12 protein-coding genes are annotated in these 13391 nt (G+C 72.0%); 6 read left to right on the top strand and 6 right to left on the bottom strand.

All coding sequences use genetic code 11. The features are described from left to right. Positions 1-15: 15 nt before the first annotated feature. The gene (locus tag ACIBCM_RS07375; RefSeq protein ID WP_399240988.1) at positions 16-939 is read right to left on the bottom strand and encodes an ABC transporter permease; all 924 of its coding nucleotides are present in this window, start codon (positions 937-939) and stop codon (positions 16-18) included. Continuing rightward, a complete protein-coding gene (locus ACIBCM_RS07370) occupies positions 936-1715 on the bottom strand; it encodes an ABC transporter ATP-binding protein (protein ID WP_399241269.1) in 780 nt (259 codons plus the stop codon). The genes ACIBCM_RS07375 and ACIBCM_RS07370 overlap by 4 nt, the downstream gene beginning before the upstream one ends. Before the next feature lie 1563 nt (positions 1716-3278). Between ACIBCM_RS07370 and ACIBCM_RS07365 the strand changes: the two genes are divergently transcribed. Next, complete coding sequence (locus ACIBCM_RS07365) at positions 3279-3707, top strand: VOC family protein (RefSeq protein ID WP_399240987.1); 429 nt, start codon at positions 3279-3281, stop codon at positions 3705-3707. 212 nt (positions 3708-3919) lie between these two features. On the opposite strand, the gene ACIBCM_RS07360 is transcribed toward ACIBCM_RS07365, so the two are convergent. Beyond that, a complete protein-coding gene (locus tag ACIBCM_RS07360) occupies positions 3920-4531 on the bottom strand; it encodes a helix-turn-helix domain-containing protein (protein ID WP_399240986.1) in 612 nt (203 codons plus the stop codon). A gap of 87 nt (positions 4532-4618) precedes the next feature. On the opposite strand from ACIBCM_RS07360, the gene ACIBCM_RS07355 reads away from it, so the two are divergent. Continuing rightward, entirely contained in the window at positions 4619-5245 is a 627-nt protein-coding gene (locus ACIBCM_RS07355; protein WP_399240985.1) for a class I SAM-dependent methyltransferase, read from the top strand. A 35-nt stretch (positions 5246-5280) separates the two neighbouring features. Next, positions 5281-5778: a DinB family protein gene (locus ACIBCM_RS07350; protein WP_399240984.1), complete on the top strand. Its 498-nt coding sequence runs from the start codon at positions 5281-5283 to the stop codon at positions 5776-5778. A 96-nt stretch (positions 5779-5874) separates the two neighbouring features. Here ACIBCM_RS07350 and ACIBCM_RS07345 read toward each other — a convergent pair whose 3' ends face one another. Continuing rightward, positions 5875-6972, bottom strand: a complete 1098-nt coding sequence (locus ACIBCM_RS07345; RefSeq protein WP_399240983.1) for a chemotaxis protein — start codon at positions 6970-6972, stop codon at positions 5875-5877. A 292-nt stretch (positions 6973-7264) separates the two neighbouring features. Further along, on the bottom strand, positions 7265-8524 hold the full coding sequence (locus ACIBCM_RS07340) for a ricin-type beta-trefoil lectin domain protein (RefSeq protein WP_399240982.1): 1260 nt from the start codon (positions 8522-8524) through the stop codon (positions 7265-7267). Between the two features lie 905 nt (positions 8525-9429). On the opposite strand from ACIBCM_RS07340, the gene wrbA reads away from it, so the two are divergent. From wrbA to ACIBCM_RS07325, 3 genes are all read left to right on the top strand, one after another. Then, on the top strand, positions 9430-10071 hold the full coding sequence (gene wrbA / locus ACIBCM_RS07335) for an NAD(P)H:quinone oxidoreductase (RefSeq protein WP_399240981.1): 642 nt from the start codon (positions 9430-9432) through the stop codon (positions 10069-10071). A gap of 67 nt (positions 10072-10138) precedes the next feature. Further along, positions 10139-11326 carry a CE1758 family FMN-dependent luciferase-like monooxygenase gene (locus ACIBCM_RS07330; RefSeq protein ID WP_399240980.1) on the top strand — a complete coding sequence of 396 codons (1188 nt, stop codon included), beginning with the start codon at positions 10139-10141 and terminating at the stop codon, positions 11324-11326. 70 nt (positions 11327-11396) lie between these two features. Further along, entirely contained in the window at positions 11397-12128 is a 732-nt protein-coding gene (locus ACIBCM_RS07325) for a CE1759 family FMN reductase (RefSeq protein WP_399240979.1), read from the top strand. A gap of 748 nt (positions 12129-12876) precedes the next feature. Here ACIBCM_RS07325 and ACIBCM_RS07320 read toward each other — a convergent pair. Continuing rightward, positions 12877-13350, bottom strand: coding sequence for a MarR family winged helix-turn-helix transcriptional regulator (locus ACIBCM_RS07320; protein ID WP_399240978.1), 474 nt, complete (start codon positions 13348-13350; stop codon positions 12877-12879). Positions 13351-13391 lie beyond the last annotated feature (41 nt).

Below are 13391 nucleotides of genomic sequence, written 5' to 3'. Positions count from 1 at the left end.
ACAAGAAAAGGTGTGTCATGACTGGCCGCGGCCGCGGTCGCGCGGGGCCCATGGGGTGAGCAGCCGCCCGGCGATCCGTACGACTTCGGAGAAGATGACGCCGAGGACGGCCACACAGACGATGCCCACGAACATGACGTCGTTCTGGAACAGCGCCCGGGAGTCGAAGATCAGATGACCGAGGCCGTTGGTGGCCGCGATCTGCTCGGAGGCGACGATCACCAGGACCGCGACACCGGCCGCGATCCGCGCGCCCACCAGGACGGCCGGCAGCGAAGCGGGCAGCAGCACATGGCGGAACATCTGCCAGGGGGACGCCCCGAAGACCTGGCCCGCGTCCCGGTGCCCGTCCGGCACCGCGATCACGGCCGCCATCGTGGAGATCCAGACGAAGAAGAACACCGTGGCCGCGACCAGCGCGACCTGGGGGCCCTCGCCCAGGCCGAACATGTTGAGGAAGATCGGCAGCAGGGCCAGTTTGGGTACGACGTACAGAGCGTCGAGGAGTGGTTCCAGCGCTGCCCTGACCAGGGACAGCGAGCCCATGAGCAGACCCAGCAGATATCCGGCGCCGGTACCGATGGCATAGCCCCCGAGGACCCGCTTCAGGGTCGCCCAGACGTCCGGCCACAGCTCGCCGTCTCCGGCGCGCTCCCAGCCGTCGGCGAGGATCGTGCTCGGCGCGGGGTAGATCCGGTCGTCGATCCAGCCCTGGGCGGCGGCGAGTTGCCAGATCAGGACCAGGAACAGGGGGACGGCCACGGCCAGGGAGAGTTCCAGGGCGCGGCGTCGGCGGTAGGTGCGTACGGGATGGAGTTCCTGGGGGCCGGGCCGGCGGACCAGGAGCTGTTCGGTCGCGGCGCCGGCGTGCGCCCGGTCCGGGGCGGCCCCCCGGCCGGTTCCCCCGGCGGTGGACTTCTTGTCCAGGTCGGTGCTCATGCGGCCACCGCCTCTCCGCGTACCTCGCCGCGCAGCAGCTCCCACAGTTCGCTCTTCAGCGAGGTGAACTCGGGTGCCGAACGGACCTCGCCGGAGCGGGGGCGGGCGAACGGGGGGTGGCGCTCGGCGATGATACGGCCCGGCCGCGCCGACATCACCAGGACCCGGTCGCCCAGCACGATGGCCTCCTCCAGGCTGTGTGTGATGAACAGGGTGGTGGTCCTGGTGGTCTGGGTCAGCTCCAGGAGTTCGTCCTGGAGGATGGTGCGGAGCTGGGCGTCCAGCGCCGCGAACGGCTCGTCCATGAGCAGGATCTCCGGTTCCACGGCGAGCGCGCGGGCGATGGCCACGCGCTGGCGCATCCCGCCGGAGAGGGCGGCGGGGTAGGCGTCCGCGAAGTCGGCGAGTCCCATCCGGGCCAGCCAGTCGGCGGCGCGGGTATTGGCCTCGCGGCGGGGCACGCGCTGGATGTCCAGGCCGAAGCGGACGTTGGCGAGGACCGTCTTCCAGTCGTAGATGCCGTAGTCCTGGAAGATCATCGCGGCCGGTCTCGGGGACGCGGTACGGATCTCCAGCTCGCCCGTGGAGGGGCGCAGGAGCCCCGCGGCGATTCTGAGCAGGGTGGATTTCCCGCAGCCGGAGGGCCCCACGACACAGGTGAACTCACCGGGGGCGATGGACAGGTCCACGGGGCCCAGGGCGTTCACCGCGGTGGAGCCGCGGCCGAAGCTGCGGGTCAGGTCGGTGGCTCGGAGTTTCGGTGGTGGTGTGGGCATCGGGTGCGGTTCTCCCACGGTGTCTCCTCGACGGAGGGCTTACGGGGGGGCGGGTGGACGTGACAATATGACGTACCGTCAGATTCGGGAAGGGGTTTTACGTGATGCCTGTGGTCGGGTTGTGTGGGTTCCCCTGACCGTCCGGGCGGCGGCTCCGCCCGCGAAGGCCCCCGGCCCGTCCCCTGTCACCGGCACCCACCCTCGGTGGCGATGATGCGGTATCAGGCCGTTGACCAGCCAGGATGAGCCGCTGTGCCGACTTGACGCCACCGCCTCCGCCAGCCGCGTCCGCCCCGTGCGAGCGCGTCCTCGGTGAGGTGCGGGGCGGCCACCGCTGCCGGACGGCGGCCGTGAGCGGGGGAGTGCCGTCTCCGGGTAAAAAACCATCGGCGCTCGGTTCCGTCCCGCCGTGTGCCGCCCAAGGACCGTTCCCCGGTCCGCCACACCGGTGCACTGTGTGCAACGGTGCTCCACGCTCCATCGGTACGCGGTGATGGCGTGGACGTCGCCACGACCCGGCCGGCCGGGCGGAGCACCCGGTGGACCTGGACCGGTTGTACGGGTCCGGTCTACTCGTCCACCCGCCGGCACCCGGGCGGGCTGCGCGGCCGGGTGCCCACGAGGGCCACGGCCGGCCCGGCCGGGAAACCCTCAACAAGTGTCGAAGCCGAGTGGCCGAGGATTCAATCCCGGTCGCTCGAACCCGTGGTCTTCCGTCCGCGATGCTGGGGCCCGAGGCGGGAGTGGGTCCTGCCCGGCTCCCGTGGAGGTTGTCCGGATGAGTGCCACCGCCGACATCGCCGTCATCGGCGCCGGCGTCATCGGGTCCCAGGACGGGCCGTGACTCAAGCCGCCGCCGACACCGGCCACTTCCCTGACCGAGTCCACTCCGGCAGCGGACGACCGCGGCCGACGCCGGACGGAGTCCCGGCCGCCGTCCGACAGCTCGTCGAACGGCTGCCCGTCACCCGTCGTCGCGCCGTGGCCGGGCTGCCGGTCCCGGCTCCTGGCGGCGAGGACATCGGACGCGTCCGGACCGGGCGGTATGGGTCCGCTACGGCCCGGCACGGCGCAGAACCCGGCCGACCGCGGTGAGCGTTCTTTCGTCGGGGGCGTACCACCCTGCCCACGTCTGGTGCGCTGCCGAGGTCCTGGTCGGGGCGCCTTCATCGTCGTCCGTACTGCTTCGGATCGTGACGGCCCTCCAGTCGCGGAATGTGGACATCGGCTCCCTGACCTACCGTCGCCGTGACGACGGCACGGCCTGCTCCGTGACGTTCGCGTGCACCGCGGGCCGGGAACGCACCGTGGCGAGGACCCTGACCCGGATCGTCGGTGTTGAGTCGGTGCGCGCCGGATACTACGACCCGTGGACCGGCACCGTGACGGCTTGGGAGGATGGCCCGTAACACGACCGGTCTCCCGTCCCAGCGGCACGTGAATGACATCACCGCGTCCGCGGCCCTCCACCGAAACGAACAGGTCACGGCCCGCCGGCGGAGGAGGTTCGGACGCGGCCGAGGTGCCGGTGCGGTCGTCTGAGGTCGCCCGTAAGGTGGCCTGATGACGTCGATCAAGAAGTTCCAGGTCACCTTCGACTGCGCGGAACCCGAGCGCCTCGCCCGTTTCTGGTGCGAGGTGTTGGGGTACGTCGTACCACCGCCTCCGGAGGGGTTTGCCACCTGGGAGGACTTCAAGGACTCGCAGCCGCCTGAGCAGCGGGATTCCTGGTTCGCCTGCACCGATCCCTCCGGCGAGGGCCCCCGGCTGTTCTTCCAGCGCGTTCCCGAAGGCAAGGCCGCCAAGAACCGGCTGCATCTTGATGTGCGGGTCGGTACCGGGCTCGTCGGTGAAGAGCGCCTCGCCGCGCTTGAGGCCGAGTGCGCACGACTGGTCCCGCTCGGCGCGGTCCGTGTGCGCCTCCTGTATGACGGCCACGATGCGTGCGTGGTGATGCAGGACATCGAGGGCAACGAGTTCTGTCTCGACTGAGGGGCCGCGCACGCGTCCTCGTACCGGCCCCCGACCGGTCGAGAGGAAGAACCGTTCCTGACCGTCGGGGCGCCGTGGAGCCGATCGCCGGACCAGGTGCCCGGACCGGCTGGGTCTCCCCGCCCAGAGCGCCACTCAGCGGTCGGCGCTCGGGGCCGCAGGGCCCTTCCCCGCCGGAGGGGCGGCCCGGGCCGCCGGGCCGCCGAGGCCCGTCACCGCTGGTTCCCGGCCCGCGACGACCGATGAGTCTCAGCGCGCACATGCGCCCGTACCCCTTGCAGGCCGAACAGGATGAGAAGTTCGACGGCGCCGCCGTCGGCGCTGCCCAGCCAGTGCGGCAAGGAGGTGTCGAACTCCGCGGCCTCCCCGGGAGGCAGCGTCAGGTCGCGCTCGCCCAGTACCAGCCGCAGGCGACCGTTGAGCACATAGAGCCATTCGAAGCCCTCGTGCGTCCGGAGGGTCGGTGCCGGCGGTTCCGGCTGGGCAGGGATGATCATCTTGAAGGCGTGCACGCCGCCCGGCCGCCGGGACAGGGGCACGAAGGTCATGCCGAACCGACTGAGCGGCTTGAGGTGAATCCGGGGGTCGCCGGTGCGCGCGGCGCCGACGAGGTCGTCGAGCGGAACGTCGTAGATACGGGCCAGCGGCAGCAGCAACTCCAGGCTCGGCCTGCGCTGCCCGCTCTCCAGCCGGGACAGTGTGCTCTCCGTGACGCCGGTCGTCGCCGCGAGGCCGGCAAGGGTGATGCCACGGTCTCGGCGTATCGCCCGAAGCCGGGGCCCGACCGCGTCGAGCACGTCGTCGTCGTCCGTCCGGTGATCCATCGGCTCAGCTTGCCATAACCGCAAGATCCCGTGCCGAATCCCGGGCGGCTCCCAAGACTGGGCGCATAGCCGACACAAGGAGTCCGGATGAGCACCACCGATGCGGTCGCGTTCTGGGACGGCGTCTACGCGGCCCGGCCGGAGGCCGTCAGCCCGCAGCCGAATGTCCGCCTCACCGAGGCGGTGACGGGCCTGCCGCCCGGTGACGCGCTGGATCTCGGATGCGGCGACGGCGGCGACGCGCTGTGGCTCGCCCGCCGGGGGTGGCACGTCACCGCCGCCGACATCTCGGCCGTGGCGGTCGAACGGCTCGCCGCCCTCGCCCGCTCACAGGGTCTGGGTGAGCGCGTCACGGCCGTACGGCACGATGTGCACGAGTCTTTTCCGCCCGGCGGATTCGACCTGATCTGCGCCCACTACCTGCACACCCCGTTCGGCCTGGACCGGGCAGCCGTCCTGCGTACGGCCGCACACGCGCTGCGCCGGGGCGGACGGCTGCTGGTCGCCGACCACGGCTCGGCAGCGCCGTGGTCGTGGAACCGGGATCCCGGCGTCCGGTACCCGAGCCCCCGGGAGGTCGCCGCGGACATCGGTCTGGACCCGGCCACATGGACCATCGAGCGGGCCGGTACACCCCGCCGGATCGCGACGGGCCCGGGCGGGCGCACCGCCGAGGTCACCGACCACGTCCTCCATATCCGCCGCACCGCCTGACCGGGCGGCCGGTTCCCCGAAGGCAAGGAGCCCCTGTGCCCAGCACCACGCCCCGCAGGCGCCGCGACACCCCGCCGCCCCGCAGCGGAAACAGCGAGAGCGAGGTCCTGCGCGGATTCCTCGGCTACCTCCGGACTTCGATCGCCGCGAAGGTCGACGGCGCTCCCGAACCACAGGTCCGAACGGCCGCGGTGCCGTCGGGCACGAATCTGCTCGGCCTGCTCACCCATCTGACCTCCGTCGAGCGCTCGCTGTTTCTCGGGGACGACGTCACCGACTGGAAAGCGACCTTCCGGGCCCCGCCGACGGACAGCGTGGCCGATGTCGTGGCCCGCTACCGGGAAGCGGTCGAGCGTGCGAACGACGTGCTCGACCGGTGCACCGACCTCGGCGCACCGGTCCCCCGGCCGCGGCCGGACCACCCCGCCCCCAGTGTCCGCTGGGCACTCACCCATATGATCGAGGAGACCGGCCGTCACGCGGGCCACGCGGACATCCTCCGCGAACTGATCGACGGCTCGACCGGCCGCTGATCCACCGCCCGGCAGGCACGCCGGGAGAGGGGCCGCACTCCGGCGGTGCGGCCCGGACCGTGACAGGGGTGTGGTCCGCGTCCGCCTGAAGGCCGCTCAGTGGCGCAGGACGGCGGCGATCCGCTGATGGCCGGAGAGCGTGCCGTCAGGTACGAAGGTGGCCTTGGCGCCGGTGCCGAGGGCGCGCTCGATCACCTCGTCGACGATGTCCTCACGGGCCCCCGGCTGGTCGTCCTCGGCGGGGACGAGGTGCTCGCCGTCGTCGCGGACGGTGGTGCGGAGGTTCTCCTCGACCACCAGATGGTCGATGCGGCCTTCCCCGGCGGCCAGCCAGACCTCGTCGAGGCCCGCGGCGAACTCCTGACGGCTGCGGGCCCGGTCGAGCCCGGCCAGGGCGCCTTCGACCTCGTCAGCGGCGTGGGCGCGGACAGCGGGCGCGACCACCTGGTGGACGGTCTGGGCACCGGCCCGGGCGAGGCCGCCGTGCGAGATCTGCTCGGTGGCCGCCTCCGCGATCGAGCCCACGGCATCCAGCAGCGCGAGAGCGGCGGCGTCGCCGACCACGTACAGCGGGCGGGGGTCCGCGGTGAGCACCTTGCCGATGCCGGTGTCGGCCCCCCGCAGAAAGGTCTTGGTCTCTTTGTCGCGGAACGTGCTGGGGGAGTCGCCGATACGTTCCTGGCGTTGGGGATCGGGCTCGGCGGATGCGCGTACCAGCGGGAAGCCGTGCCCGGACACCTCCGTGACACGCTCTCGGCCGCCGTCCCAGAGCACCACACGGTCGGCGGCGACGGCCAGCACCCAGTAGGGGCGTTCGGCGGCCTGCGCCGCGACCAGGTTCCGGGTGAGGAAGGTGTCGGACAGGACCACCCTGGCGGGTGCGGTACGCCCGAACGACCAGACCTGGTACTCGCCGGGCGCGGCGAGGATCGCCAGACCGTCCTCGGCGTGCACCAGATCGACCTCGTCGAGGGCGTGGTCGAGCTGCGTCAGCACATCACTCCGTCCGGCGCGGGAGACTTCCGGATCGGCCTCGATCTTCTCCCTCGCCTCGGCCATCAGGTTCCGCAGCCTCACCGGGTCCTGTGCGTTGTCCGGCTCCCGGCGGTGTGTGGGCATCACGATGGACACCGCCGGATAGGAGCGCGGCCGGCGCAACTCGGCGAGGACGGCGGGGCTGAGAGCGGGGCGCATGGAGACCCTTTCGAAGGCGTTTCGCTGAGTGGTCGCAGGGAGATTCCACCGGGTCGACGCCCTCGCCAGCGCTGCAACATCCCCAGGCCCGCGGAAGATCACCGAAACGGTCTGACGTCATGTGAGCAGTGCGCGCCGCGTGGTGTGCTCCGGGCGTACGAGGTGTCCGGCCGCTCCCCGGGCAGGTCGCTCCGCTCCCCGGGGCCGGATCGGCATGGCCCGCGCCGGGACCGCCGCGGACCGTGGTTCGGGGGCCGTCGGGTCGCCGGGCCGGGCCGGGCGGGGCAGCGTGTCAGTCCTTCCAGCGCCAGTAGAGCTCGGGGCGGGGCGTGGTGCCGCAGTCGGAGAGGGTCAGCCGGGGGCTGGTCCGGTTCCGGGCGTCCCAGTCGGCGGGGAGGTCGCGGTCGTCCTGGAACAGACAACGCCGTCCGGCCCCCTGGAGCCGCCAGGCGGTCCGCTTCCAAGTCGCGGCTCTCCACGGCTCACGGACCCAGGTCTGATCCGGGACGCCGGTGGCACACGGCCTCAGTGCGGCGGCCTTGCCGACGGCGGTGAGGCAGAGGGAGGGGCCGGAGCGGGGTCTGATCGTGCCGTCGTGCGAGAGGTCCCATCTCTGGGATCCGGATCCGTCGCAGCCGTGGATCCGGACCGAGGCGTCCGGGGCCGCGGTCCCGGCGTCGAGACACTGCGCGGGGTCCGCGCCGGTGGCGTGGGTGGTGCGGCCGATGTCGCCGATGATCTCTCCCGGTCGCGGATCCCGGTGGATCTGCCGGTACTGGCGGCGGACCCACAGGCTCCAGTCCCGTTGCAGGGGGCCTTCGTAGGGTGTTGGCATCGTGCAGATCCCGGTGCCGTGGCACTCGCGGCTGGCGATGTACCAGCGCGCCACCTCGTTTTTCTCGGCCTCCTGTCCGGGCGTGAGGTTCGCCGGCAGCTGGGACATGGTGTAGCCGAGGTAGGCGGTGACGGGGACACCGAGCGCGTAGCCGGTGCGGCGCAGATACCGGGCGCCGATGCCGTGGTCGCTGTGGTCGACTCCGCCGCTGAGCGCGAAGGCGAAGGAGGCGTTGTCGTGGTCGAGGGTGAGGATGCGTTCCGCCCGGCTCAGTCCGACGAGCGCGGCCAGGGTGGCGAGGAGCCGGGGTTCGGTGTACCGGGCATCGCCGCGGAAAGCCGTGATGCTCGGCCGGCTCCCCTCGAAGAGGCGCAGCAGGCTGTTCGCCTGGCTGCCGTTCGGAAGACCGTCGTGGAGGTCGAGGAAGGTGAGCCGGACGTCGGTGGTCCGGCCGCGGTCGGCGAGCCGGTACGAGCGTACGGTCACCCCGTCCACCCGCACATCCGCCCGGTCCCAGCGGTTGGCGGCCTCCGCCGTCTCGGCGTAGGCCGCCTTGACTCCGTACTCCCGGCTGTCCGCGTAGGCCACCGCAGCCCGGTGGTTCTTCTTCCCGCCGTCCCCGGCGGTCAGATAGGCCGTGTCGACCGGACAGTCGGCGCGGATGGTCCGCCGGATCTCCGGGTTGACGAAGAAGATGTCGTCGTCCGGGTGCGCCACCCCGACGAACGTGCGGCGGCACTGCGGCGGATGCTGTGAGGAGGCCGGCACAGCCCGCTCGCGCCGAGACCGTCCGGGGACCGGGGAACCGGTGGAGCAGGCCGCCGCGAGCAGCGCGCACACCATGAGGAACACGGCGGCCGGCCGGACCGGAACACGTTGCCCGGGATGCTTCCGGTCCCCGCTCATCATCCGCCTCCGGCTCACGGTGACACGTCCACCACCGGAGTCAGGATGATCACAGAAGGCGGCACGGGCGTCCGACCGACACACGGAAGGCGTGAGTCCCACCGTCCGGTCATACGGGGCTTGGGACATCCGGAGGTACGGGACTGCTCCACCGGTCGCACGAGCGCGTGAACACCTGTCCGGCGCCCTGTGATCGCCCCCTGCGGGGCAGGCGGACCATCGGCATCCGTCGACAGACCCGGAGCAGCCGTCCGTTCGTGCCGTCGTTCGGGGGCCGGCTGAGCCGAGAGCGATGCCTTCGAGAGCGGCGCCGAAAACCCGGGGCCGCCGGGTGCGTCGCGTCCCGGCGCGCCGCGTACGGCGTCGGCCGCCCGGGTGTTCGGAGGGCCTTCCCCCGCCCGTAAGCGGTGCTGCCGGGAGTACGTCGAGTGCGGCGTCCCGTCCAGCCGTTCGCGCACCTCGCTCCGCGCGGCCGGGCCGTCGGCGGCCCCCGGTGCGGCGGTACGGACCACCGGCCACGGCCGGCCCCCGCGCCGAGCAGGGGCAGGAGGCCCTGGCGGGAGGGGAGTTCAGTCGGATGACCGGTCCGCGGCAGGGGGTCGGACGGGCAGTCGGATGACCGATGCGAGGAGGGCGCCGGGGGCCCGAGGCTGGGAGCGTGCCGCGGGTCGAAGCCGCCCCACGGTTCCCGACCCCTGCCAAGAACCGGAGCGATCATGGACGACATCAGCGAAGACCTGCCCCTTCCGGTCAATGTCTCGGTGATCTACTACTCGGCGACCGGGACCGTGTTCGCCCTCGCCAAGGCCGCGGCCACCGCCGCCGAGAAACTCGGAGCCGAAGTACGGCTGCGCAAGGTGCCCGAGCTGGCCCCCGCCGAGGCGATCGCCGCCAACGCCGGCTGGTCGGCCCACCGGGAGGTCACCCAGCACGTCAGGGAGGCGACGCACGACGATCTGTCGTGGGCGGACGTCTTCCTCTTCGGGGCGCCGACCCGGTACGGGCTGCCCGCGTCGCAGATGAAGCAGTTCATCGACACCACAGGGCCGTTGTGGGCCGAAGGGCTGCTGGCGGACAAGGTGGCCTCCTCCTTCACCGCGACCAGCACCCGGCACGGCGGCCAGGAGTCGACGATCCTGGCACTCAACAACACCTTCTACCACTGGGGTTGTGTGATCGTCGCGCCGGGCTACACGGACCCGATCCAGTTCCGGTCCGGCACTCCGTACGGCTCCGGGCATGTCGCCGCCGTCGGCGAGGAGCCGCCCGGCGAGGTGGAACTCGCCTCGATGGAATTCCAGGCCCGGCGTGCCGTCCGGTTCGCGGCCTGGCTGAAGCGCGGACGCGCGTGCTCCTGAACCCGCCCGGCCAGCGTTCCGGCGGGGACGACCCGTATCCGATGGACAGCCGCGAAGGGCGGACACCATGCAATTCGGCATCTTCTCGGTCGGCGACATCGCCCCCGACCCGGTCACCGGCTACACCCAGAGCGAGGCGGAGCGGATCGCCAACGTGGTGCGCATCGCTCAACGGGCGGACGAGGTCGGCCTGGACGTGTTCGCGCTGGGGGAGCACCACAACCCCCCGTTCATCCCGTCGTCGCCGACCACCCTGCTCGCGCACATCGCGGCGCTGACCGGGCGTATCGTCCTCAGTACCTCGGTCACGCTCGTGACCACGAACGACCCGGTGAAGCTCGCCGAGGACTACGCCATGCTCCAGCACGTGGCGAAGGGGCGGCTCGATCTCATGGTGGGGCGCGGCAACACCGTGCCCGTCTACCCGTGGTTCGGGAAGGACATCCGCAAGGGGGTCGCCCTGGCCCTGGAGAACTACAACCTGCTGCACCGGCTGTGGCGTGAGGACGTGGTCGACTGGGAAGGCGAGTTCCGCACCGCGCTGCAGGGCTTCACCTCGACACCCCGCCCCCTGGACGACGTACCGCCCTTCGTCTGGCACGGCTCGATCCGTACGCCCGAGATCGCCGAACAGGCCGCCTACTACGGCAACGGGTACTTCGCCAACCACATCCTGGCGCCGAATCTGCACTTCAAGCCGCTGGTGGACTTCTACCGCACCCGCTTCGAGCACTACGGGCACGGTACGAAGGAACAGGCGATCGTGGGCCTCGGGGGGCAGGCGTTCATCGCCCGGCGCTCCCAGGACGCCGTCGACGCCTTCCGCCCGTACTTCGAGGAGTACCCGATGTTCAAGGGTTCTTCGCTCGACGACTACATGGCACGCACCCCGCTGACCGTCGGCAGCCCCCAGCAGGTCATCGACAAGGTCCTCACGTTCCGGGAGGGCTTCGGCGACTACCAGCGCCAGCTCTTCGCGCTGGACGGCATGGCCCTGCCCGTCGAGACGGCGCTCGAACAGGTGGAACTGCTCGGAGGCGAGGTCGTACCGGTACTCCGCAAGGAGATGGCGGCCAGGCGCGCGCCCGGCGTGCCCGACGCCCCCACACACGCCGCCCTGGTGAGGCGGAAGTACGGCGAAGCCGAGCCGCGCCGACCGCGCCCGAACCCCAACCGCGGCGACAACCTCTCCGGAGCGTCTCCGTACCAGGACAGCGACCCGTCCGTCGAGGCCGTCTTCCCGCAGGCCGTGTGAGCGCGGCACGTCGGCGGCGCAGCCGCCGGGCGGCGACACCACACCCCGAGACGAAGAGAGAAACCCGCACGTGAATGCGAGCCCCGCCCCACAGCCCGCCGCCGGGCCGGACGCACCCGTGCGTCTCGTCGTCGTCAGCGCCGGAGTGAGCGAACCCTCGTCCACCCGGCTGCTCGCGGACCGGACGGCGCAGCGGGCCGTGGACCTGCTGAGCGCCGCCGGCACCGAGGCGAGCGTCGGGGTGATCGAACTCGGTCCGCTCGCCGTCGACATCGCCCGGGCGATGGTCTCCGGCTTTCCCGGTGAACGCCTCCGGGCGGCCTTCGAGCGCCTCGCCGCCGCCGACGCCGTCATCGCCGGCACCCCGGTGTACAAGGCGGGCATCAGCGGGGTGTTCAAGTCCTTCGTCGACGTCCTCGACGACGATCTGCTCATCGCCACCCCGGTCATCCTCGCCGCCACGGCCGGAACCTCCCGGCACGCCATGGTGGTCGACGAGCAGTTGCGGCCCTTGTTCGCCTTTCTGCGCGCGCTTCCCGTGCCGACCTCCCTCTTCGCCGCGCCCGAGGACTGGGCGGACCGCGCGCTGGGCGGCCGGATCGAGCGTGCGGCCACCGAACTGGTGCTCCTGCTGCGTGCGGGCGTGGGCCGGTCGATCGCCGACGGCGCCTGGGCCGGATACCAGCACCGTTTCGGCAGCCATGCCACACGGGCGGAACACGATGCCGGCGATGTCGACGTCACGACCGATCTGATGCGGCTCGCCGCGGGCGGCCACGGGGACGACTCCCGTCGTGCGTGACGGTTTCCGGGGCCGGACGAGGCCGGTGCACGTACACGGTCGGATCGGCGCGAGGCAGGCGATGAGCAGCAGAGGTCTTCCGTTCCCGTCGTCGTGCGGGGCGGCGGCCGTCACCACCGCGGCGACACAGGCCGCCGCACGCTCGTGGCTGCTCCCGCGACTGTGTGCCCGGATCGCCCCGGCCGTGCAGAGGGTCCCCGGCGGTGCCGGCGGCACGGCGGGCGTCCTCCGGAACCCATGCTCCCCGCGATCAGGGCCCGAATGTCCCGGGCGCGATGAGGGCGATCACCGCGACCGGCGATCCGCGTGAGGCCGGCGGGGCCACGGCCGGGGGACGCTCCGGGGCCACCGGGCGCACGGGATATCGCCGTTCGCCGTGGTGCCCCGCCGGACCGGCCGCCACAGCGGTACCCGCGGCCGGGACGCGGAGTACGTCGGAGCGGGGACGATGTCCCGGAGCGCCGGGAACACCGTGGCGTCGCCGCGCACCGATGGGGTCCGCCCCGCGCGGTCGACCTGTTCAGGTCCTGTCCCGGCCGGTACGCCCGGTTGGGTCTCGTCGGCCACCCGAGCCGGAGCCTCGACGCCGCCGGGGGACCGTACGGCAGCCTGAAGCCGACGCCCCGACGCCCCGACGCCCCGACGGACTGGCCGGGCTGTGGAGCGGGCGCGGCACACCGCCCCGGGAAGCCGGAGCCCGGCATGCCCGGCGGCAGCGGGCCGCGCCGGCCGGCGTCGGCGGGGCGGGTCAGCCGCGCACGGATGAGGCGGTCGCGACCTGCCGGAGCGCGGCGGTGAGCCGGGGAAGGTCAAGGCCGTCGAAGTGGTCGACCAGATGCCGTCGTACGCTCCACAGAAAGGTCGGCCAGGCGCGTTCGAGCCGGGCGAGGCCGGAGTCGGTCAGTACGGCATTCCAGCCTCGCTTGTCCTCATCGCACTTGGTGCGCTCCACCCAGCCCTGCCTCTCCAGCCGGGTCACGACACGGGTCATCCCGCTCAGGGTGAGACTGCACGCGGCGGCCAGCTCGTTCATCCGCATCGCTCTTCCCGGCGCCTCGGACAGATGCATCAGGGGCGTGTACTCGGACAGCGGCAGCCGGGCTTCCCGCGTGATGTCGGCGTCGACCGCGCGTGGCAGGGCCAGCATGACGCGGCTCAGCTCACGGGTGAACGCCTCCTCGGACGCGGTGAGGGGCTGGAGCGGCTGCTGGTCGGCGGGCATGGAATGACTGTAGCTCCTTGACTCGTCAAGGAGCTAGCGTG

The sequence above is a fragment of the Streptomyces sp. NPDC051018 genome (assembly GCF_044456085.1).
Lineage (GTDB): Bacteria > Actinomycetota > Actinomycetes > Streptomycetales > Streptomycetaceae > Streptomyces.
The sequence above is the reverse complement of the archived record's forward strand: the minus strand, read 5'-3'. Positions and strand labels throughout refer to the sequence as shown.